The organism is Thioalkalivibrio sp. ALE12 (genome assembly GCF_000381105.1).
Lineage (GTDB): Bacteria > Pseudomonadota > Gammaproteobacteria > Ectothiorhodospirales > Ectothiorhodospiraceae > Thioalkalivibrio.
Genome location: NZ_KB905906.1, coordinates 438,502 through 457,831 on the forward strand (window position 1 = coordinate 438,502; position 19,330 = coordinate 457,831).

21 protein-coding genes and 1 tRNA gene are annotated in these 19,330 nt (G+C 67.7%); 11 read left to right on the forward strand and 11 right to left on the reverse strand.

All coding sequences use genetic code 11. From position 1 onward, the window contains the following. Positions 1-11: 11 nt before the first annotated feature. Complete coding sequence (locus F614_RS0105395) at positions 12-1,310, reverse strand: (Fe-S)-binding protein (RefSeq protein ID WP_081619682.1); 1,299 nt, start codon at positions 1,308-1,310, stop codon at positions 12-14. Here F614_RS0105395 and F614_RS0105400 point away from each other — a divergent pair. The 5 genes from F614_RS0105400 to F614_RS0105420 all read left to right on the forward strand — a co-directional run bounded on the left by F614_RS0105400 (position 1,309) and on the right by F614_RS0105420 (position 5,429). Then, on the forward strand, positions 1,309-2,046 hold the full coding sequence (locus F614_RS0105400; RefSeq protein ID WP_018865918.1) for a YdiY family protein: 738 nt from the start codon (positions 1,309-1,311) through the stop codon (positions 2,044-2,046). The two genes, F614_RS0105395 and F614_RS0105400, sit on opposite strands and share 2 nt — an antisense overlap. A gap of 97 nt (positions 2,047-2,143) precedes the next feature. Then, entirely contained in the window at positions 2,144-2,449 is a 306-nt protein-coding gene (locus F614_RS0105405; protein WP_018865917.1) for a ferredoxin, read from the forward strand. A 65-nt stretch (positions 2,450-2,514) separates the two neighbouring features. Continuing rightward, positions 2,515-2,591: transfer RNA gene (locus F614_RS0105410), tRNA-Met, on the forward strand. Positions 2,592-2,758: 167 nt separating this feature from the next. Then, positions 2,759-2,968, forward strand: a complete 210-nt coding sequence (locus F614_RS0105415) for a hypothetical protein (RefSeq protein ID WP_018865916.1) — start codon at positions 2,759-2,761, stop codon at positions 2,966-2,968. A 211-nt stretch (positions 2,969-3,179) separates the two neighbouring features. Beyond that, positions 3,180-5,429 (forward strand): hypothetical protein, encoded by a 2,250-nt coding sequence (locus F614_RS0105420; protein ID WP_018875990.1) that lies wholly within the window; start codon positions 3,180-3,182, stop codon positions 5,427-5,429. Positions 5,430-5,465: 36 nt separating this feature from the next. Here F614_RS0105420 and F614_RS0105425 read toward each other — a convergent pair whose 3' ends face one another. Genes F614_RS0105425 through F614_RS0105435 form a run of 3 tightly spaced genes read right to left on the reverse strand, consistent with a single transcriptional unit; the run spans position 5,466 to position 8,385 of the window. Then, positions 5,466-6,479 carry a M14 family metallopeptidase gene (locus F614_RS0105425; protein WP_018881703.1) on the reverse strand — a complete coding sequence of 338 codons (1,014 nt, stop codon included), beginning with the start codon at positions 6,477-6,479 and terminating at the stop codon, positions 5,466-5,468. 8 nt (positions 6,480-6,487) lie between these two features. Then, positions 6,488-7,927 (reverse strand): glutamate-cysteine ligase family protein, encoded by a 1,440-nt coding sequence (locus F614_RS0105430; RefSeq protein WP_018881702.1) that lies wholly within the window; start codon positions 7,925-7,927, stop codon positions 6,488-6,490. Beyond that, positions 7,927-8,385 carry a hypothetical protein gene (locus tag F614_RS0105435; protein WP_018865912.1) on the reverse strand — a complete coding sequence of 153 codons (459 nt, stop codon included), beginning with the start codon at positions 8,383-8,385 and terminating at the stop codon, positions 7,927-7,929. Before F614_RS0105435 ends, F614_RS0105430 begins: the two co-directional genes overlap by 1 nt. Before the next feature lie 148 nt (positions 8,386-8,533). On the opposite strand from F614_RS0105435, the gene F614_RS0105440 reads away from it, so the two are divergent. The 3 genes from F614_RS0105440 to F614_RS0105450 are packed head-to-tail and all read left to right on the forward strand — an operon-like array spanning position 8,534 to position 10,422. Next, positions 8,534-9,097 (forward strand): RNA polymerase sigma factor, encoded by a 564-nt coding sequence (locus tag F614_RS0105440; protein WP_017942834.1) that lies wholly within the window; start codon positions 8,534-8,536, stop codon positions 9,095-9,097. Beyond that, entirely contained in the window at positions 9,087-9,911 is an 825-nt protein-coding gene (locus F614_RS0105445) for a hypothetical protein (protein WP_018865911.1), read from the forward strand. Before F614_RS0105440 ends, F614_RS0105445 begins: the two co-directional genes overlap by 11 nt. A 22-nt stretch (positions 9,912-9,933) precedes the next feature. Then, a complete protein-coding gene (locus tag F614_RS0105450; RefSeq protein WP_018865910.1) occupies positions 9,934-10,422 on the forward strand; it encodes a DsrE family protein in 489 nt (162 codons plus the stop codon). 45 nt (positions 10,423-10,467) lie between these two features. Here F614_RS0105450 and murU read toward each other — a convergent pair whose 3' ends face one another. From murU to F614_RS0105465, 3 genes are read right to left on the reverse strand one after another with little or no spacing between them, the layout of a single operon-like run. Continuing rightward, positions 10,468-11,142: an N-acetylmuramate alpha-1-phosphate uridylyltransferase MurU gene (gene murU, locus F614_RS0105455; protein WP_018880864.1), complete on the reverse strand. Its 675-nt coding sequence runs from the start codon at positions 11,140-11,142 to the stop codon at positions 10,468-10,470. Between the two features lie 21 nt (positions 11,143-11,163). Continuing rightward, positions 11,164-12,159 carry an aminoglycoside phosphotransferase family protein gene (locus F614_RS0105460; RefSeq protein WP_019558421.1) on the reverse strand — a complete coding sequence of 332 codons (996 nt, stop codon included), beginning with the start codon at positions 12,157-12,159 and terminating at the stop codon, positions 11,164-11,166. Next, a complete protein-coding gene (locus F614_RS0105465; RefSeq protein WP_019558422.1) occupies positions 12,156-12,926 on the reverse strand; it encodes a phosphodiesterase in 771 nt (256 codons plus the stop codon). The genes F614_RS0105460 and F614_RS0105465 overlap by 4 nt, the downstream gene beginning before the upstream one ends. Positions 12,927-13,087: 161 nt before the next feature. On the opposite strand from F614_RS0105465, the gene dksA reads away from it, so the two are divergent. Then, entirely contained in the window at positions 13,088-13,513 is a 426-nt protein-coding gene (gene dksA / locus F614_RS0105470; protein ID WP_018865906.1) for an RNA polymerase-binding protein DksA, read from the forward strand. A 7-nt stretch (positions 13,514-13,520) separates the two neighbouring features. Here the strand turns inward: dksA and argA are convergent, their stop codons facing one another. The 3 genes from argA to F614_RS0105485 all read right to left on the reverse strand — a co-directional run bounded on the left by argA (position 13,521) and on the right by F614_RS0105485 (position 15,738). Further along, the gene (gene argA, locus F614_RS0105475; RefSeq protein WP_081619355.1) at positions 13,521-14,888 is read right to left on the reverse strand and encodes an amino-acid N-acetyltransferase; all 1,368 of its coding nucleotides are present in this window, start codon (positions 14,886-14,888) and stop codon (positions 13,521-13,523) included. A 100-nt stretch (positions 14,889-14,988) separates the two neighbouring features. Next, positions 14,989-15,462 carry a DUF192 domain-containing protein gene (locus tag F614_RS0105480; RefSeq protein ID WP_019558424.1) on the reverse strand — a complete coding sequence of 158 codons (474 nt, stop codon included), beginning with the start codon at positions 15,460-15,462 and terminating at the stop codon, positions 14,989-14,991. A 3-nt stretch (positions 15,463-15,465) separates the two neighbouring features. Next, positions 15,466-15,738 carry a heavy-metal-associated domain-containing protein gene (locus F614_RS0105485; protein ID WP_018865903.1) on the reverse strand — a complete coding sequence of 91 codons (273 nt, stop codon included), beginning with the start codon at positions 15,736-15,738 and terminating at the stop codon, positions 15,466-15,468. Positions 15,739-15,820: 82 nt separating this feature from the next. Here F614_RS0105485 and ilvD point away from each other — a divergent pair, with 82 nt between their 5' ends. Further along, a complete protein-coding gene (gene ilvD / locus F614_RS0105490) occupies positions 15,821-17,674 on the forward strand; it encodes a dihydroxy-acid dehydratase (RefSeq protein WP_018865902.1) in 1,854 nt (617 codons plus the stop codon). Positions 17,675-17,934: 260 nt separating this feature from the next. Continuing rightward, positions 17,935-18,606, forward strand: coding sequence for a DNA repair protein RadC (gene radC, locus F614_RS0105495; protein ID WP_019558425.1), 672 nt, complete (start codon positions 17,935-17,937; stop codon positions 18,604-18,606). A gap of 27 nt (positions 18,607-18,633) precedes the next feature. Here the strand turns inward: radC and F614_RS0105500 are convergent, their stop codons facing one another. Then, on the reverse strand, positions 18,634-19,212 hold the full coding sequence (locus F614_RS0105500; RefSeq protein ID WP_019558426.1) for a glycine zipper domain-containing protein: 579 nt from the start codon (positions 19,210-19,212) through the stop codon (positions 18,634-18,636). Positions 19,213-19,330: the final 118 nt, after the last annotated feature.

Consider the following 19,330-nt stretch of genomic DNA (forward strand, 5'->3'; position numbering starts at 1 on the left):
GGGGCCCGGGATCAGCGCCCAGCGGGGCCGTGGGCGCGGTTTTTCAGGCGCCGCGCCAGGAAGCGGGCGGGTGACAGGATGGCCGGCCCGCCGGCCTGCTCGCTGGCCAGGGCGCGCAGGTGCACGCTGCACCCGACATTCGGACTGATGATGACGTCCGGCGCGCCCCGGCTCAGGGCCTGCAGCGTCTCGGTGCCCAGGCCGTCCGCCATGGCCGGCTGGGTCAGCATCGCGGTGCCACCCGCGCCGCAGCAATTCGGTGCGCCGGCCACAGGCGTCAGGGAGACCCCGGACAGGCGCTCCAGCAAAGCGGGCAGTTCGCGCGCCTCGCGGGTGACGTTGCGCTGGGTGCAGGGCAGATGCAGCGCGATCCGGACGGGGGTGTCATCCCAGAGGTCCGCGGTGGTGCCCGCTTCCAGGTGCTGCGCCAGGAAGCGCGTGAGGCTCAGGCTGCGCCGGCCCAGGGTGCCTTCGGGGTATTCGCGCAGCGTGGCCTCGCAGCCACTGTCGAGGGCGATGACTGGCTGATCCCCGTCGCCAAAGGCCTCGAGGTTTCGTGTCTGCAGGGCCTGCGCGGCCGCGCGATGGCCGGTGTGCTGATCCAGCGCGCCGCAGCAGACCTGCCGCTGCGGGATCGCCACGCGCAGACCGAGGGCCTCGAGGACGTGCAGCGCCGCGTCCAGGTCGGGCCCGGTAAAGAAGCGGTCCATACAGCCGGTGAACAGCAGGACGTCGGCGTCGTCCGGCGTCGCGGTTGGGCGCAGCCGGGGGGCGGGGGCCAGGGAGTCCCGAGTATGGGCGAGGCTGCGTTCCCAGCCGCCGCGCGGGAGCAGGCGCTCCGCCCCCAGGCGTGCACCGGTCCGCGCGACCAGTCCCCCAAGGCTGCGCAGGGTTGGATGCAGCAGCGCCCGATGCTGGACGCTGTGCCGCCAGCGGTCCGCCCGCGACGGGGTGGCCGGGTGCTCGTCGAGGATCTCGCGGGCGCGATCGATCAGCGCCCCGAAGGGCACCCGTGCCGGGCACACTGCCTCGCAGGAACGACAGCCCAGGCACCCCTCGAGGTGCCCGCGCAGGCGCTCGGATTCGGGCGCAAGCCGGCCTTGCGCCAGACCCTGCATCAGGGTCAGTCGTCCACGCGGAGAGTCGCCCTCGACGCCGTGCCAGCCATAGGTCGGGCAGTGCGGCAGGCACAGCCCGCAGTGTACGCACTGGTCGGCGGCGGAAAGCCCCGAGAATCTCAGGGGCTGGTCCGATGCCCCCAGCGGCTTTGCTAGGGTTTCGCCTTCATTTGATTCCGGGAGGTTTCCCATGCTCGTGCGTTCGTTTCGGCCCGTCGGGTCCGCGTTTGCCTCGCTCATCCTGCTGAGCATACCAGTCTCGCAGGGCCTGGCCTGGGAGGCCGAAGGCTGGCAGTCGACCATCGAGCTGGGGGCTTCCAAGACCACGGGGAACACCGAATCCACCACGGCCACGGGCCGCTTCCGCGCCGAGCACACCACCATCGACTGGCGGAATCGCATCCGGCTGGATGCCTACTTCCACGAGGAGGATGACGAGACCACCGGCGAGCGTTACGTCGCCGGCTACCAGGCGGACCGCAAGCTGGGCGAACACGACTATCTGTTCGGGGCGCTGCGCTACGAGCGGGATCGCTTCAGCAACTACGACTACCAGGGCTCGGCCACGGCCGGTTACGGTCGTCGCCTGATCGACGGCGAACGCGTGCGGCTGGACGGCGAGATCGGTGCCGGTATGCGCCAGGTGCGCATCCGCACCACCGGCGAGACCGAGAGCGAGCCGGTCGGCCGCCTGGCCGGCAACTTCCGCTGGGAGATCAGCGAGAACGCCCGTCTCACCGACGAGTTGCTGATCCTGACCGGCAGCGACAACACCGAGATCGAGAACATCCTCGCCCTGACCGCGGATGTCACCAGTCGGATGTCCCTGCGCACCAGCTTTACCGTCAAGCACAACACCGACGTCGAGCCCGGCGTGGAAAATACCGACACCATCACGGACGTCAGTCTGGTTTATCGCTTTCGCTGAAGCGTCGGCGCGCTGAAGGCACCGACGCGAACGTTGCCATCCGTCGTGTTGCGGGCGGCAGGGTTATCATAAGCCGCAGGGATCACTGGAGACTTCCATGGGCTACTACCAGCGCCATATCTTCTTCTGCACCAATTGCCGCGAGGACGGCAACTGCTGCGAGGACCACGGGGCGACCGAGATGCGCGCCTACGCCAAGACCCAGGCCAAGGCCATGGGCATCCACGGCAAGGGCCAGGTACGCGTGAACACCGCCGGTTGCCTGGATCGCTGCAACGAGGGTCCGGTCGCGGTGGTCTACCCGGAGGGCGTCTGGTACACCTACCAGGACGAGCGCGACATCGACGAGATCCTGGAAGAACACCTCAAGAACGGTCGCGTGGTCGAACGCCTGCAGATCTGAACCCCGCCCGGCGCCGCGCTGGCTTGACTTTATGCGCCGGCCTCCGGAGAATTCGCAGCCCGCGTGGCTACGTAGCTCAGCTGGTTAGAGCACATCACTCATAATGATGGGGTCCCCTGTTCGAATCAGGGCGTAGCCACCATCGAATCCCGGACAGGGGCTGTCAGCGATATGGCAGCCCCTGTTTTGTTTGGGGCCCCGGGTGGGGCGGTGTTGTATTGCCGGTATGCAGGGGCTCGGATAGACTGCGCGCCGGGTCGCGTGCCTGCGCGCGGGCGGCCCCTCAAGGGAGCAACCTCGGACGAATCCATGAAACGCTACGGAATCCGCATCCGCCTGCCGGAAGGCAGCACCATGGCCATGCCGCACCTGCTGGGGCCGGACTGGGAATCCTATCGCTGGTACGACAGCGAACAGGCGCGCGAGAAGGCGCTGGCCGACATGCAGCGCGACCTCCCCAACTACCGCAAGGGTGATCACGTCGCCCAGGTCCTCGAGCGCGTCGAACGCGACGCCTGACCGCCTCCGTCTGTCCGCCGGTCGCCCGACCGGTGCTCGCATGATCACGTCATCCTGACCGACTGGATGCCGCGAACGGCGTCCTTCGCATCTTTGTGCCTCCTCGTGGTTGAAACATGCCCCCCTGCGTGCTTTAGTGCGGGGCACAAACGGAATTGCATCACATTTTTGGGGCCTATTCCGGCCGCTCGGACTGCAGGAGTCGTTGACCATGCCGACAGAAGACACCAGCGAGAACATGGACCACGCAGTGCAGACCGAGCCGGAGGCGACCCGGACTGCCGATACCGAGACCTCGATCCGCAATCCATCGCGGGCGGCCCGGGCGACCCAGCCGCGCAACGCGGCGCGGTCGAATGTCCTGGAGGGTCAGGTCGAGCGCGGCGGCGAGCCCCACTACTTCACCGAACGCGATCTGGACCGGATCCTCGAGAATCTGGACCACCTGCGCAATTCGGTCTTCCCGCGCCTGACCAAGGGCAGCCCGACCGAGGAACAAAAGCAGCAGTTCTTCCCGTCGGTGTGTCTTATTGGCGTTGGCCGCTGCGGTTCGAACATCGCGCTGGACGTGGCGGCGCTGGTGCACAGTGCGCGCTCCAACTATCTGCGCGAACTGGATAACGAGGAGGCCGGTGGGCGCGAGAAGGAAGGCCGTCCGCTGCGCTGGATTCGCAAGAGCCTGAATCTGCCGCCAGCCAACGCGGTGAAGCCCGTCTTCCTGATCGAGCCGATGGTGATGCTGGGCGACCTCGACAAGGACATCGAGGGCCGCATCCGCTTCTCCAACCGCGCGGGGCAGAACAACTTCATCGACAACTACAACAAGATGAAGATCATGGACCTGTCCGAGGTGCACGCGGGTGGCGCGGGCAATGCCCCCATCCTGGGCCAGTACCTTGCGCGCATCATTCTGAACAAGGACACCGACCAGTTCGCCAACGAGGACTGGAAGTTCATCCATTCCTATCTGATCGATTCCTGCGGTATCAAGGCGAATCAGTCACGACTGTACTTCTATATCTTCAGTGCCGGCGGCGGCACCGGCTCCGGGATGGCCTCCGAATTCGGCCTCGCGCAGCAGTACTCCTATATGCGCAAGACCTTCGATCCCAAGCTGGAGAAGCGCGAGGCCGCGAATCGCGACCATTCCTTCGTGTTCGAGCCGATCTTCGCGGCGGGGATCTGCATCCTGCCGAACATCCAGGACAACCGCGTCGAGATGTCCGAGGCGCTGCACATCAACGCGGGGCGTCTGCTGTGCAAGTACCTGGCGGAGGAATGGGACTTCTCCTACAACTTCGAGGCCGAAGAGACGCGTGACGAGGACATGATGCATCGCATCCGGCCGTGGAACGCGATGATGCTGATATCCAACGACATCATGCGCTACGCGGAGGAGACCGACGACGGCAACATCCGCCACGTCGACGTGAACGCGATGGAGCGTTACGCCAACCAGTACATCTCCCAGCAGATCTTCAACATCCTGACCGCGCAGGCGGTGACCACCGACTACGACGAGGACTACTTCCGGCGTGCCGGGGTGGATATCGGCGAAACCATTCGCCTGGATGCCAACGACCTGTTCATGAGTCTGGCCGGTCCGGTTGCGGTCGCCTACGCGGAATCGGAGGTGACTACTGGCGAGGAGGCTTCCTCCAAGAGCTCTGCGCTGGATATCGACGACTTGTTCTTCCGCTCGATCGACCTGCCCCACTTCAACAAGCAGACCGAGGCCATCGAAGGGATCAGCCTGCTGCCGATCGACGCCCCGCGCTACCGCGAGGCACTGAAGGGGTACAAGGAATCGGACATGGACGCGACGCACCTGCGCGATCTGCATTTCTTCAAGAACTGCTCGTCCATTGTCACGATTCTGTCCCTGCCGAAGGACTACAAGCTGTCCTACATGGACCTGAATCGCCTGAAGTCCCACCTGAACGGCCTGTTCCCGAATACCACGCTCAAGCGCTACGCCCTGGTTATTGGCGCCTCGGCCAATCTGTCGCTGACCACCCTGGTGGTGAAGAGCCCGTGCCTGTCGGACGACTTCCTGACCCTGTTCGTCGCCTACATCAAGCGCTGCTTTGCCAACGACAAGACGCGCTTCGACGACACCCTGGACCATGCGGTGCTGGATCTCATCCGGGCCGAGGAGTTCGACGAGGCGCGCATCGACGAGATGCTGAACGAACACGAGAACCCCACGCGCATCCTCGATACCAACTGGTACGCGATCAAGCCGATGTACGAGAAGAAATACCGCGAGATGTGCAGCAACGAGAAGAGCTTTGTCTCGATCAACGACATCCGTCTGAGCCGCGAGAACGTCAAGCAGGCGATCCGTTACCTGCGCGAGATCTACCGTCACCGCACGAGCAAGACGCAGATCATCAGCCTGAACGACGGCGGCAAGGCGGCTACGGCGGCGTCGAAGCGCCGCGCCAGCAGCAAGAAGTAGGGTGGCGGCCGCCGCAACGGCAGCCGCTGGGGCGCGTCAGGGAAGGGACAGCGGCTCCATCAGGTAGCACAGGCAGTCCTGGGCGATGACCCGGGTGTCCAGTGTGAGCATGGACGGCATGGCCGGGCGCTTGAGCCGGATCTCCTGGCCGGCGCGCTCCAGATATTCCCCGGTGACCTCCGAGCCGTCCTCGGCGATCGCGACCAGCGGCTCGTCGGCATCTTCGTGCACCTGTACTAGACGGGAACCGGCGGGCAGCAGCTGGAAGTTCAGGCCGTCGAGATCGGGTTCCAGGCGCACGTCGTGCTGTGCCTCCAGCCCGGCCTGCAAGCCGGGACGCACCCGGACTTGAGCCACCGTGTGGAAGAGCTCGATGGCGCCCTCCCGTGGCGGCTCGGGCGCGAAGTGGTCCAGATGCAGCACTGCGTCGATCATCTCGCGGGCGTGGTCCACACCGGCGGCGTCACCGGGGTGGCCGCACTCCAGGGTGACGGCCGGCGCGATGCGGGCCAGGGCCATGGAGGCGACCCCGCGCGGCCGGGTGAAGTAGACCACGGTGCGCCCGAACAGCGCGGCCAGGTTCAGAAACGGGGGGTCCAGGCGATTGATGCAGGCGTAATGGGGATTGCGCCCGGTGTTGTTGTGCAGGTCGATCGCGGCGAACAGGCCGCGTCCCTCCAGGCGGCGGCAGAGCGCGGCAAAGACATCGGCCTCGCGCGAACCGGCCTGTTCGGTGCCCGGCCAGATGCGATTGAAGTCCGGCTGGTCGTCCAGGTGGCGCTGATTGACGGCCGCCGCCTGCGGGTTGCCCACGATCAGCGTCAGGGCGCGTGGCAGCGGCCGCCCGGTGTAATGACGCAGGAGCTGCTGTACCGCGTGCAGGCCCACCGGTTCGTTGCCGTGCAGCAACAGGACCACGGCCACCGCGGGTTCGCGCTGGCCTTCCAGGTGGATCAGGGCCGGGCCGGGCACGCACTGGTGCAACGTCTCGGGCGTGGCTTCGAGGAAGCCGTCGGGTAGTTCGAAGTGTTCGATGATGGATTGCGTCACGGGTTTCCTCAGAGTCCCCAGGTGTGGACCGGCGCGCCGGTGTTCTGCCAGCCACGATAGGCGCGAACCAGCCCGGGCCAGTCGCGCCCGTGGCGCGCGACCCAGTCCCGCTGCCAGCGTGCGCCGGTCTGGCGGCTGGCCACGCGCGCGGCGATGATCCCGAGCAGGGCGTCGCGTTCGCTGCGCTCGATGCCCAGGCGCTCCAGGCCTTCGGCTGCCCGGGGCAGCAGGTCGCGGGTGATCAGGCGGGGCGCCGGGGCCGGTTCGCGGTGGCCCCAGCGCAGGCGCGCGTCCAGTCCGTGCCGGGCTGCATTGTAGAAGTTGTCGCGGGCCTCGGAAAACGGGGTCTCCAGCGTGCCGTCCGGCGATTCGGCGACCAGGTGCTCGATCAGGCCCAGGGCGAAGGCCGTGTTGGCCAGCATGTCGATCAGTGAGGGGCCTGCGGGCAGGCAGCGGAACTCCAGGCGCAGACTGCGGTGGCCATCGGCATCGCAGCCGACGATGGGGCGGTTCCAGCGCCAGATGGTCCCGTTGTGGAAGGCGAGGTGAGCCAGCTGGTCGGCCGGTTCGTCCAGTGCCACCGGCAACAGGACCGGAAAGTGCTCCAGGTTCTCGGTGAACAGCTCGCCGATCGAGTCATGCAGATAGCCGGTGCCGAAGGTCACGCGCCGGATCGGGCCGCGTGCCGAGTTGGCGAATCCGCCTACCTCCACGGACTGCTCGAACAGCGGGATGCGGCTCTCGGCCCACAGGTCGTGGCCGAAGATGTAGGGCGTGTTCCCGGCGGCGGCGAGGACCGGAGCGGCCGCCACCAGCGAGGCGTTGTAGGCCCGATGGGCGCGATCGGGCCGGGTCTCGATATGCACCTGGAAGGAGGTCGCCGCGGCCTCCAGCATCACATCCGCGTGGCGGTGCTGCAGGTGTTCGTGGCCGACGATATCCACCTCCAGCGGGCGCTGGGCGCGCTGTTCCAGGATGGCGCTGTTCAGCGCCCGATAGCGGGCCTGCCGGGACATGTGGTGGAGCCCGAGATCGGCTGGCTCCAGGGTCGGCAGGCTCCCGGCCATCAGCAGGTCGGCTCCGGCATGACGGGCGGCTCGCCGCGCCTGGCGCAGGGTCTCGCGCAGCTCCTCGAGGATCGCGCCGAAGCAGCCGGGGCCGGCGCGGAAGACGCTACTGTTCAGTTCGACATTGAACTGGGCCAGCTCCCGGGTGGCCAGCGGGCTGTCCATCGCCGCGAGAAAGGCCTCGTTGACCGGCAGCGGGCGCCCTTGTGCGTCGCACAGCCAGGCCTCGATCTCGAAGCCGAGTCGCGGCGGCGGCGCGGGGTCGGCGGCCGCCTGTGTGCGCAGCCAGTCCAGCAGCCGGGCCGTCTCGTCGGCCAGAGCCTGGTGAAAACGGTCGAAATCCGCCGCGCCGAAGTGCTCCTCGCGGATTTCCCGGCCCACTAGTCCTCGTCCCGGCCGTCGGTGTCCGGGGCCTCGTCGTAGAGGCTCTCCAGGAGGTCGCCCCAGATCTGTTCGTGGTGCTCGATGAAGGCCAGCAGGTGCTTGCGGAAGGCGAGGTAGTCGGCCTCGAAGGTCTCGAAATCGGCACCACCGTTCAGCAGCTTGGCGGCGCGGTCGGTCTGCTGCAGGCTGTCGCGCAGGTTGAGGCTGGCGGCCATCGCGCCCTTCACGCGTTCGCGTTCGTGCGGGATCCAGGCGCGGTCCGACAGCATGGAGCGCAGGTTCTCGCCCAGCTCCAGCAGGCGCTTGCGCAGGCGCGGGACGGCCCCGATGGTGCCGGTCTTGAGTTCGCCCCAGACCGCGTCGGTGATCAGCCGTGACCAGCGCTCGCGCAGGTCCTGCACGGTGTCGGGGTCGAACGCGAACGCGCGCTCCAGTTGTTGCGGATCGAATGGCATTGGGTATCCTGATCGACGGAATCGGGGGTGCGCGATTTGTGCGGTCGCAAGGCCGGAGTATCGGAATAGCCCCGCGCCCGGTAGCGTCCTACAGGGTACAAGAACAAGCAAGGCCGCATGTACGGCCTGCGGATGGAGGAAACACAACATGGCAACCTGGTTCGCGCAGCGTAGGCTGCGCCAGAAGGTATGCGACCTGCGGCCCCAGATGTACCGCATGGCCTTTGCGTGGTGTCACGATGCCGCGCTGGCGGATGATCTGGTGCAGGAGGCGATGATGAAGGCCCTGACCCGGCTGAAGTCGCTGCAGGACGAGAGCGCCCTGAAGGCGTGGGTGTTCCGGATCATGACCAACTGCTACCGCGACTGGGGACGGCGGCAGAAGGACACGGTGGACGTGGACAGCATGGAGCTGCCCTGCGAGGACTGCCCGGAGCAGCAGACCGAACGCAACCGCATGGTGGCGGACGTTCACCGGGCGATGGCCGAACTGAGCACCGATCACCGGCAGGTGGTCGCGCTGGTGGACCTCGAAGGCTTTGCCTACTCCGAGGTCTCGGAGGTGCTGGATGTACCCATCGGCACCGTGATGAGTCGCCTGAGCCGGGCTCGGGCACAGTTGAAGAAGGTGCTGCTGGAGCAGCAGGCCGACACGGGGAAAGCGGCCGATACACCCTATCTCAAGGTAGTGAGGAATCGGCATGTCGAATGAACGACTGAGTGCAAGGAACCGCCCCAGCGAGGAGATCCTCAACGCCTTCGTGGATGGCGAGTTTTCTCCCGAGGATCGTCTCTACACCCTGAAGACGATTGCCTCCAGCGAGCACCTGAGCCGCGAAGTCTGCGACATGCACCAGCTCAAGGAGCTGGTGAACATGGCGTACGAGGATGTGCCGGCTGGTCGCACCGGGGCCCCCGGCGGGCGCTGCCGGTTGTCGCGCGGCGGTCGTTCGGCCTGGTTCCCTTCGGTCGCCGCCGGGGTGCTCGCGCTGGTCGTGGGTTCGCTGGGCGGCTACGAGATCACCCGGGATGCCGGTTTCTTCGGCGGCGAGCCGTCGGCCGCGATCGATCAGGACGCCGGGGCCATGGCGCAGATGGCCGCCAGCGATGACGTCGCGGGCGGCGCGGCGGCGCCACAGCAGGTGTTTTCCGCCACCGAGACCGACCAGATCCTGCTGCATATCAATGAAGCCGATCGCCGCGCGATGGCGGAGCTCCTGGATGACATCGAGAGCATGTACCGCGAGGCGGCCGCCGTCGGGCGCGATCTGAACGTGCAGGTCGTGGTGCACAACAATGCGATGGACCTGCTGCGTACCGACAGCGCCCCGTATCCGGAGCGGGTTGCCAGCATGGCGCAGGATTACCCCACGCTGCGCTTCACCGCCTGTGCCCAGACCCTGAACCGCCTGGCGCGCGAGGAGGGCAAGACGGTCGACATCCTGCCGCAGGCCGAGCTGATCGATTCTGGCGTCGCCGAGGCGGCCCGCCGTCAGGCCGAGGGCTGGATCTACATCAAGGTCTGATCCGGCCTTGCCGGCACCCCGCATGTCGCCCGCGAACCGCACAAGACGCCCCGGCTGGTTTCTGGCCGGGGCGTTTCTGTTGATGCTGATCGCGGGCGGCGCGACGGCATTGTTGTTTGGCACGGTCGCCGACGCCCCGGCCGCCGACGAGCCGCTCCGGGTGGTTTATCACATCAATTCCGATGACCCGGAGCTCCACCTGAATGCCCTGCGTAATCTGCAGAATCACATTGATGGCAGCCCTGATGGCTCACCGCTGGAGATCAAGGTGCTGATGCATGGCAGTGGCATCACCCTGCTGCAGCACGCGCGCAGCGATCCGGATCTGCGCAGTACGGTGAATACCCTGAAACTGCAGGATGTCCGTTTTCTGGTGTGCGGCAACACGATGGCCTCGCGCGGGCTGGAGCGCGAGGATCTGCACGAGGTGGCGGAGCAGGATGTGGTGCCCAGCGGCATCGTGGAACTGACCCGGTTGCAGCGCGCCGGGTATACCTACATCAAGCCCTGATCGGGGCGATGGCGCGGGTGCCGTTCACTTCGTGACGGCGGGCGCTCAGCGTTTCCCCAGCTCGGCGTCCAGAGCCGCCAGGCGCTCCGGGGTACCGATGTCGCGCCAGTCTCCAGTGTGGTACTCCCCGGTGACACGGCCGGCGGCGATGGCCGGGCGCAGCAGGGGGGCGAGCGCATGGCGGCCGGGCGGCAGATCGCGGAACAGGGTCGGGTCGTACCAGCCGATGCCGCTGAAGGTCAGGGCCTCGCCGTCGTCGAGTCCGATCTGTGCGTCCTTCAGGGTGAAGTCGCCCCGCGGGTGATGCTCCGGGTTGTCCACCAGCACAAGGTGCGCGAGGGGCCGGTTGGTGGACCGGCGCAGGGTCTCCGGCGGGGTCAGCGGATGGTCGCACCAGACATCGCCGTTGACGACCAGGAACGGCGCGTCGCCCAGCAGCGGCAGCGCCTTGCGGATGCCGCCCGCGGTCTCCAGGGCCTCCTCGGGCTCTGGTGAGTAGTGGATCGCCAGACCGGCGTGCTGCGCGCCCAGCGTCGTGCGGATCTGCTCGCCCAGGTGCGCCAGGTTGATCACCACCTCGCGGTAGCCCGCGGCCGCCAGGCGGTCCAGGGTGTAGGTGATCAGTGGGCGCCCGCCGACTGGCAGCAGGGGTTTCGGGCAGTGGTCGGTCAGCGGGCGCATGCGTTCGCCGCGGCCGGCGGCCAGGATCATCGCGCGCATGGATCCGTGTGTCCCCATGGTCTAGTTGTCCTGCAAGCGTTCGGGCATGTCGGTACGGAACCAGGCAGCGACCGGCCCCAGCTCCGGATGCATCAGCCCCTGCGCCAGCAAGCGGTGCAGGCGGGGCAGGTGCTCCAGGTAGCGGGGCTTGGCATCGCGCCGCGCGAGGCGCACGAAGATCCCGAGGATCTTGGTGGTGCGCTGGACGCCGAGGACCCGGTAGTGGTGCATGAAGGCCTCGCGCTCGCCGCTGGTCCCGGCGAAGTAGCGTTGCAGTCCGCGTTCCACCGTGTCCGGTGATACCTCGCGACGGGCATCTTCAAGCAGCGAGACGACATCGTAGGCCGGGCTGCCGATGACCGCGTCCTGGAAGTCCAGCACGGCGCAGCCGCGGTCCTCGCCGGGCGGCAGCATCAGGTTGTCGACGTGGAAGTCGCGCAGCACCAGCGTGTCGTCGAGGGCGGGGAGACCTTCGAGGGTCTCGCGCCAGGCTTCCAGGAACATGTCGCGCTGCGTCGGTTCCATCGCGGTACCGTGTTGTTCCGGCCAGTACCAGTCGACAAACAGGGCGACCTCGTCGAGCAGACGCGGCATGTCGTAGGCGGGCAGGGCCGGGGCCGTCGCGGCCCTGGCCGGCCAGGCGCTGTGGAGCTGGAGCAGGGTGTCGATGGCGCGGTCGTACAGCGGGCCTTCTGCGGACCCCTCGGCCAGTGCCCGGGTAACGGTCCGGTCACCCAGATCCTCGAGCAGGACGAATCCGGCTGCCGGGTCGTGCGTCAGCACGCGCGGCGGGCGCAGACCCAGCGCCTCCAGCAGCCCCGCGATCTGCACGAACGGTTCGGTGGCCTCGCGCTCCGGCGGGGCGTCCATCAGCACCACCGGCTCGCCATCGCGGTGCAGGCGGAAATAACGGCGGAAACTGGCATCCGCACGCAACAGGGCAAGGTCCGTGAAATCGCCTGGCTGGCGCGCGAGCCAGGACTGGAGCTGATGGCTGCGGGTATCGTCCGGGATCATGTGCAGGCCTCCCCGGATACGCGCTGGATGCGGGTGTCGAGCCGTCCGTCCGGGTGCAGGTCCAGCACGCGATAGCCGGCGGCCTCGGTATCCAGCGCGAAGCGTTCGGATCCGGGGGCGAACTGGATGCAGGTGGAGGGGCAGCCGAGCAGCTCGATGCCCTGGCGTTTACCGCGGAAGTCCTGGTGAATATGGCCGAACAGGCAGGCGCGCACACGCGGGTGGCGATCCAGCACCGCGAACAGGTCGTCCGGATTCGACAGGCCGATCCGGTCCATCCATGCGCTGCCAATCGGGACGACCGGGTGATGAATCGCGATCAGGCCCCAGTGGTCCGGATGGGTGGTCAGCACCTGATCCAGTCGATCCAGCTCGGCGGGTTCGATACGGCCGGCCGCCTGGCCCGCGACCGCCGAATTGACGCCGATCAGGAGCCAGCCGCCCAGTATGCGATGGCCGTCCAGGGGATACCCGGCCGCGTCGAACGCGCGGTGCAGGGTGTGCCAGTCGTCGTGATTGCCGGCCAGCCCGGCGACGGGCCAGCCCTTTACGTACTGGTCGAGCAGGCCCAGCAGACGCGCATAGGCGGCCGGCGCCGGATCCTCGGCCAGGTCGCCGGTCAGCCAGAGCAGGCCCGGGCGATCCTCGTTCCGGGCCAGTGCCTCGAGGACCCGTGCGAGCTGGCGGTCGCTGTCGGGGTAGCCGGCCCGGATCGGGCCTGGCTCCCGTCCCAGGTGGGTGTCGCTGATCTGGAGGATGCGCTGCATGCGGGCTGTGTCGGTGTCCGTGGTTCCAGGGATGTGCATCGGGGCGGGTTTTTCTGTTTGCCGCCCGACGGGGGGATTGCCCTATACTCGATCGGGTGTACCGCGTATCGCGCCGGGGCCTTTCCGCATGGGGCGGAAAGGGGCCTGGCGAGGGGCCCGAGATGAGCCAAGATGCCAAGACCCGCCCGGATTCCGGGTACCGCCCGTCCGAGGACGAACCCTACATGAATCCGCGTCAGCTGGACTACTTTCGCGCCAAGCTCGAGGCCTGGCGTGCCGAGCTGATCGAGGAATCGGAACAGACCCTGGAGCACCTGCGCAGCGAGAGCTGGCAGGAGCCCGACCCCAACGACCGGGCGAGTCACGAAACGGATGCCGGCTTGGAGCTGCGCACGCGGGATCGCTACCGCAAGCTGCTGAACAAGATCGACGCGGCGCTGGCGCGCATCGACCGCGGCGAATACGGCTACTGCGAGGAGACCGGCGAGCCGATCGGGATTGCCCGACTGGAGGCGCGGCCCATCGCCACCCTGAGCGTTGCCGCCCAGGAGGCCCACGAGCGCGATGAGGCCCGCTACGCGCAGTAGTCCCTGGCTATGCTTCGGTCAGGTTGCGGGTGAAGACCCGCGAGTTGCGCGCCTGGTTGTACCGGGTCTGGCGGCTCGCGGGGAGGTCATCCACCTGGCCCGGGGTGTAGCCACGCTCCTGGAACCACTGCGCGGTGCGCGTGGTCAGCACGAACACCCGCCGGATCCCCTGCTCCCGCGCCAGCTGTTCCATCGCCTGCAGTAGTCGGTCGCCGCGCCCGCTGCCGCGGTAGTCGCCATGCAGGGCCAGGCAGGCGATCTCCGCCGCATCCGCCTCGAACGGATACAGCGCGGCCGTGCCAATGATCAGGCCGTCCGCCTCCAGCACCTGAAAGCGGTCGATCTCCAGCTCCAGGTGTTCACGCGCGCGGTGCACCAGGATGCCTTCGGCCTCCAACGGTTCCAGCAGCGCGTGGATGCCGCCCACGTCGTCGAGCGTGGCCGGGCGCAGGCGTTCCAGCGGCTCGCGCGAGACCAGGGTCCCGATCCCCTGACGGGTAAAGAGTTCGGTCAGCAGCCCGCCGTCGTCGTGCCGATCCACCAGGTGCACCCGCATCGCGCGCTGGTGGCAGGCATCGATTGCGCTTCTCAGGTGGTTCGCCAGTTCCTCCGGCAGGTCGGGGCTGGTCTCCAGCAATTCCTGCGCGGCCGGTACGGTGAGCTGGTCGAGCACGCCGTGTTCCGGGTCACGCAGCACGCCGGCCTCGGTCAGGAAGATCAGCTTGTCGGCATTCAGCGCGATCGCCACCTGGGTGGCGACGTCTTCCCCGGAGAGATTGAAGACCTCGCCGGTGGGGGAGTAGCCCAGCGGTGACACCAGGGCGACCTGCTCGCGCTCCAGCAAGGCCGCAAGCGCGTTGGTGTCCACCCCGCGGACCTCGCCGGTGTAATGGAAGTCCACCCCGTCGCGCACGCCCAGCGGGCGGGCGGTGACGAAGTTGCCGCTGGCCACACGCAGCCGCGCGTTGCCGGTACCCGGCTGGCCCAGGCTGCGGGACAGCAGCCCCTCGATCTGCAGGCGCAGTCGGCCGACCGCATCCAGCACGGCTTCCAGCGCCGGGGCGTCGGTCACGCGCAGGCCATTGGCATAGGCCGGGGTCAGCCCGCGCTCGCCCATGCGGGCCTCGATCTGCGGCCGGGCGCCGTAGACCAGCACCACCCGGATGCCCAGGGCATTGAGCTTGGCGATGTCGCGCATCAGCGCCGGGAATTCCGGCGCCTGGGCGGCCTCGCCCGCCAGCGCGATCACCATGGTGCGTCCGCGGTGGGCCGCGATATAGGGCACGGCATCGCGGAACCACGCGAGTTCCCCGGGCTGCGGGGCTCGCCGCGACGGTGTGTGCTGGCCTGCGGGTGTTGGGGGGGCGGTAGCCACGGCGCGTTCCGTTTCCTTCGGATGTCCTGAGCCGACAGTCTAGGGAAACACGGATCAATTTGCGCGTCGGCAGCCCGGGCCGAGTTGTGCTGGAAAGGTGTCAGTCGTTCCCGCCGACGATTCGCTCCAGGCCGGGTACGCGATCGCCGGCCGCGACGCCGTGCTGCTCGAACCAGCCGGCATTGACCTCCAGCGCGTAGCGCACGGGGCGTTTCGCCTCATGGATGCGGGTGGAGTGGGGTGTCATGGATGCGATGTTGGTGATGGTGTGATCGGTATCGATAAAGGCCACATCCAGCGGGATGCGGGTGTTCTGCATCCACATGCCGTACTGCGCCGGACGCGGCCATATGAACAGCATGCCGTGGTCGTCCGGCAGGTGGTCGCGGTGCATCAGGCCGATCCGGCGGGCGCGGTCCGTCGCGGCGATCTCGACGGTAAGGGTCTGTTCACCGATGTCCAGGTCGGCCGTCGGGAGCCCGTTTTCGGCCTGCGCGCACCCCGCGCCAAAGCCGACGAACAGGATCAGCCAGGCCAGCCCGGCCCAGGCCCGGCCCGGCGATCGGAGTGGCACGGCCTAATCGCCGCTCATGCGCCCCACAGCGCAGCTGGCGAAGGACTTGGCCTTGGCACTGGTGGAACGCCAGCCGGAGACCGATCCCACCTCGGGGTAGCCCATGCTGGCGAGCTTGGCGGCGACCGCTTCGCGGGCGCTGTCCGGGGCCTGGACCTCGACGGCGCCGCCTTCCACGTCGACCTCGGCCTCAGTGACGCCTTCGACCTGCAGCAGGCCCTTGCGGATGGAGCTGGCGCAGCCGCCGCACTTGATGTTCTCGACCTCGATTTTCATTGCCGGGACCTCGGGATACTGGGGTTTGTACGACTCATTATGTACGATTCCGCTTCTGCGTAAACGTTCACGAGACCCGACCATGCCCGCCTATCGCTCCCGCACCACCACCCACGGCCGCAACATGGCCGGCGCCCGCGCCCTGTGGCGCGCCACCGGCATGAAGGATGGCGACTTCGGCAAGCCGATCATCGCCATTGCCAACTCCTTCACCCAGTTCGTGCCCGGGCACGTGCACCTGAAGGATCTGGGCCAGCTGGTCGCCGGCGAGGTGGAGAAGGCCGGTGGTGTGGCCAAGGAATTCAACACCATCGCGGTGGATGACGGCATCGCGATGGGTCACGGCGGGATGCTCTATTCGCTGCCCTCGCGCGAGATCATCGCCGATTCGGTCGAGTACATGGTCAATGCCCACTGCGCCGACGCGCTGGTGTGCATCTCCAACTGCGACAAGATCACCCCGGGGATGCTGATGGCCGCGATGCGCCTGAACATCCCGGTGGTGTTCGTCTCCGGCGGCCCGATGGAGGCCGGCAAGGTGCAGGCCCCGGGCAGCGACAAGGTCATCCATCTGGACCTGGTGGACGCGATGGTCAAGGCCGCCGACTCCAGCGCCAGCGACGAGGAGGTGGAGTCCATCGAGCGCTCCGCCTGCCCGACCTGCGGCTCCTGCTCCGGCATGTTCACCGCCAACTCGATGAACTGCCTGACCGAGGCCCTGGGCCTGTCGCTGCCGGGCAACGGCTCGCTGCTGGCCACCCATGCCGGGCGCAAGTCCCTGTTCGAACAGGCCGGCCGGCGCGTGGTCGAGCTTGCGAAGCGCTATTACGAGCAGGACGACGCATCCGTGCTGCCGCGTTCGATCGCTACCTTCGAGGCCTTCGAGAACGCGATGAGCCTGGATATCGCCATGGGCGGCTCCACCAACACCGTGCTCCATCTGCTGGCGGCCGCGCGCGAGGGCGAGGTCGACTTCACCATGGCCGACATCGACCGCCTTTCGCGCAAGGTCCCGAACCTGTGCAAGGTGGCCCCGGCCACCCAGCTCTACCACATGGAGGACGTGCATCGCGCCGGTGGCGTGGTCGGCATCCTCGCCGAGCTGGATCGTGGCGGGCTGATCCACCGCGACATCCCGACGGTCCACGCCGACACCATGGGCCAGGCCCTGGAACAGTGGGACGTGATGCGCCACGCCGCCGAATCCGAGACCCTGTACAAGGCCGCGCCGGGCGGCGTGCCCACCCAGGTCGCGTTCAGCCAGGACAAGACCTGGGACAGCCTGGATATCGACCGCGAGAACGGCTGTATCCGCGATATCGAACATGCCTACTCGACCGACGGCGGCCTGGCCGTGCTCTACGGCAACATGGCCCCGGACGGCTGCATCGTGAAGACCGCAGGCGTCGACGAGAGCATCCTGAAATTCTCGGGTCCCGCGCGGGTATTCGAGAGCCAGGACGCGGCCGTCGAGGCAATCCTCGGCGACCGCATCCAGGCGGGTGACGTCGTGATCATCCGCTACGAGGGCCCGAAGGGCGGCCCCGGCATGCAGGAGATGCTCTACCCGACGTCGTATCTGAAGTCCAAGGGGCTGGGCAAGGAATGCGCGCTGATCACCGACGGGCGCTTCTCCGGCGGCACCTCCGGGCTGTCCATCGGCCACGTCTCGCCGGAGGCCGCGCAGGGCGGCGCGATCGGCCTGATCGAGGAGGGCGACACCATCGTGATCGACATCCCCGGGCGCGAGATCCGCATCGACGTCGACGACGCCATCCTGGCGGCCCGGCGCGAGGCGATGGAGGCCCGCGGCGCGAAGGCCTGGAAGCCCGAGTCGCGGACCCGTCCGGTCACCCAGGCCCTGCGCGCCTACGCCCTGATGACGACCTCCGCCGCCTTCGGCGCGGTACGCGACATCTCCCGCTTCGAGGACTAGCCTTACCAGGGGTACAGCGCGATTTTGGTGACGCTTTGCGTCGTGGGTACGTGGGTTGATTGCACCACAGAGTGCACAGAGGACACGGAGAAAATCGAAGAAGGTTTCACGTCGGTTTCGATCGATTTTCTCTGTGCTCTCCGTGTCCTCGGTGGTTAGAAGCGGACCCCAAAAGACCGGCCCTTGCGCCTCATTGGTCGAAACGGTATCAAAGCCCAGCACCCTAAAACACGATACGACCGAACCACAGGGAGGTGGGGATGGCGATTACCGACTGGCCCGCGGCCGAACGCCCGCGGGAGAAGCTGATCGAGCGCGGCGCGGCCGCGCTTTCCGATGCGGAGCTGCTGGCGATCTTTCTGCGCACCGGCGTGGCCGGCAAGAGCGCGGTCGATGTCGCGCGCGATCTGCTTAACCGTTTCGGCGGGCTTCGACCCCTGCTGCAGGCCGATCAGACGGGGTTCTGCGCGGCGCCGGGGCTGGGGGATGCCAAGTACGCCCAGCTGCAGGCGGTACTCGAGATGGGTCGGCGGCACCTGGCCGCCGATCTGGAGCGTGGCGATGCGCTGACCTCGCCGACCGCCACCCGCCAGTTCCTCGCAGCGCGTCTGCGCGACTATCCCTTCGAGGTCTTTGCGGTCCTGTTTCTGGATAACCGCCACCGGGTGATCGCCTTCGAGGAGCTCTTTCGCGGCACCATCGACGGCGCCTCCGTACACCCGCGCGAGGTGGTGCGGCGTGCCCTGCGGCACAACGCGGCGGCGGTGATCCTGGCGCACAACCACCCCTCGGGCGTGGCCGAGCCGTCGCGCTCGGATGTCGCCATTACCCGCCGCCTGGCCGATGCCCTTGGGCTCGTGGACGTCCGGGTCCTCGATCATGTGATCGTCGCCGACGAGAGCGTGTCCCTGGCCGAGCGCGGCGAGTTGTAGCGCCTTGTCCCTGGCTGGCCCCGCCGGTCAGCCGCGGATCTCCCAGTGCCCGGGCTCCGACGGACAGGCGGTGCCGGTGTGACGCTGGCCGTCGATGGTCATCTCGAAGTCGCGGCAGCCACTGTCGCGGTTGCGGCGCGGGGTCAGCTGTACCGGCTGGTCATGGGCGTTGCGCCAGTGCACGGTCTGGCCGGTCTCGGCCAGTTCCAGGGCGTGTCCCATGCAGGCCTGGTCGTTGCGATCCATCTGGCGGCCGATCATGCCGCCCAGCACCGCGCCGCCGGCCGCGCCAATCAGGATCGCGACCGGGTCGCCATCGCCAACCCGATGGCCGATCACAGCCCCCGCGCCGCCACCGATGGCGGCCCCGATCGCGTCGCGGTTGCAGCGCCCGTCCATCACGCCGTAATCCCGCCCCCAGCGGTCATAACTGTGACCGTGGTAGCCGTGATAGCCCGGGTCGTTCTGCGCGCGCCAGCCGTGGGCCGGTGCCCAGGGCGGTGGCGAGGCCAGGGTATCGGCGGCAAATCCGAACAGCAGTGCGGCGGCCAGTACCTTCAGGTGCGCGGGCAGGCCGCGACGGGGTTGGGTGCGTTTCCGTGCCATGGTCCGTCTCCTTTTGATCGGATACAGGCCCAGCTTGGCGTTGTTTCGCTGAACGGTTGTTTAACGTGGCGGGGTGTTTTGTGGAAGCGTGAACGGCTGCGTGTCGGGACTGTGCGCG

Bases quoted from the DNA above. Each gene is read 5' to 3' on its own strand.
- F614_RS0105400 (WP_018865918.1), top strand. From the start codon at position 1,309: ATGCTCGTGCGTTCGTTTCGGCCCGTCGGGTCCGCGTTTGCCTCGCTC.
- F614_RS0105395 (WP_081619682.1), bottom strand. From the start codon at position 1,310: ATGGGAAACCTCCCGGAATCAAATGAAGGCGAAACCCTAGCAAAGCCG.
- F614_RS0105405 (WP_018865917.1), top strand. From the start codon at position 2,144: ATGGGCTACTACCAGCGCCATATCTTCTTCTGCACCAATTGCCGCGAG.
- F614_RS0105415 (WP_018865916.1), top strand. From the start codon at position 2,759: ATGAAACGCTACGGAATCCGCATCCGCCTGCCGGAAGGCAGCACCATG.
- F614_RS0105420 (WP_018875990.1), top strand. From the start codon at position 3,180: ATGCCGACAGAAGACACCAGCGAGAACATGGACCACGCAGTGCAGACC.
- F614_RS0105435 (WP_018865912.1), bottom strand. From the start codon at position 8,385: ATGCCATTCGATCCGCAACAACTGGAGCGCGCGTTCGCGTTCGACCCC.
- F614_RS0105440 (WP_017942834.1), top strand. From the start codon at position 8,534: ATGGCAACCTGGTTCGCGCAGCGTAGGCTGCGCCAGAAGGTATGCGAC.
- F614_RS0105445 (WP_018865911.1), top strand. From the start codon at position 9,087: ATGTCGAATGAACGACTGAGTGCAAGGAACCGCCCCAGCGAGGAGATC.
- F614_RS0105450 (WP_018865910.1), top strand. From the start codon at position 9,934: ATGTCGCCCGCGAACCGCACAAGACGCCCCGGCTGGTTTCTGGCCGGG.
- murU (WP_018880864.1), bottom strand. From the start codon at position 11,142: ATGCGCGCGATGATCCTGGCCGCCGGCCGCGGCGAACGCATGCGCCCG.
- F614_RS0105460 (WP_019558421.1), bottom strand. From the start codon at position 12,159: ATGATCCCGGACGATACCCGCAGCCATCAGCTCCAGTCCTGGCTCGCG.
- F614_RS0105465 (WP_019558422.1), bottom strand. From the start codon at position 12,926: ATGCAGCGCATCCTCCAGATCAGCGACACCCACCTGGGACGGGAGCCA.
- dksA (WP_018865906.1), top strand. From the start codon at position 13,088: ATGAGCCAAGATGCCAAGACCCGCCCGGATTCCGGGTACCGCCCGTCC.
- F614_RS0105485 (WP_018865903.1), bottom strand. From the start codon at position 15,738: ATGAAAATCGAGGTCGAGAACATCAAGTGCGGCGGCTGCGCCAGCTCC.
- ilvD (WP_018865902.1), top strand. From the start codon at position 15,821: ATGCCCGCCTATCGCTCCCGCACCACCACCCACGGCCGCAACATGGCC.
- radC (WP_019558425.1), top strand. From the start codon at position 17,935: ATGGCGATTACCGACTGGCCCGCGGCCGAACGCCCGCGGGAGAAGCTG.
- F614_RS0105500 (WP_019558426.1), bottom strand. From the start codon at position 19,212: ATGGCACGGAAACGCACCCAACCCCGTCGCGGCCTGCCCGCGCACCTG.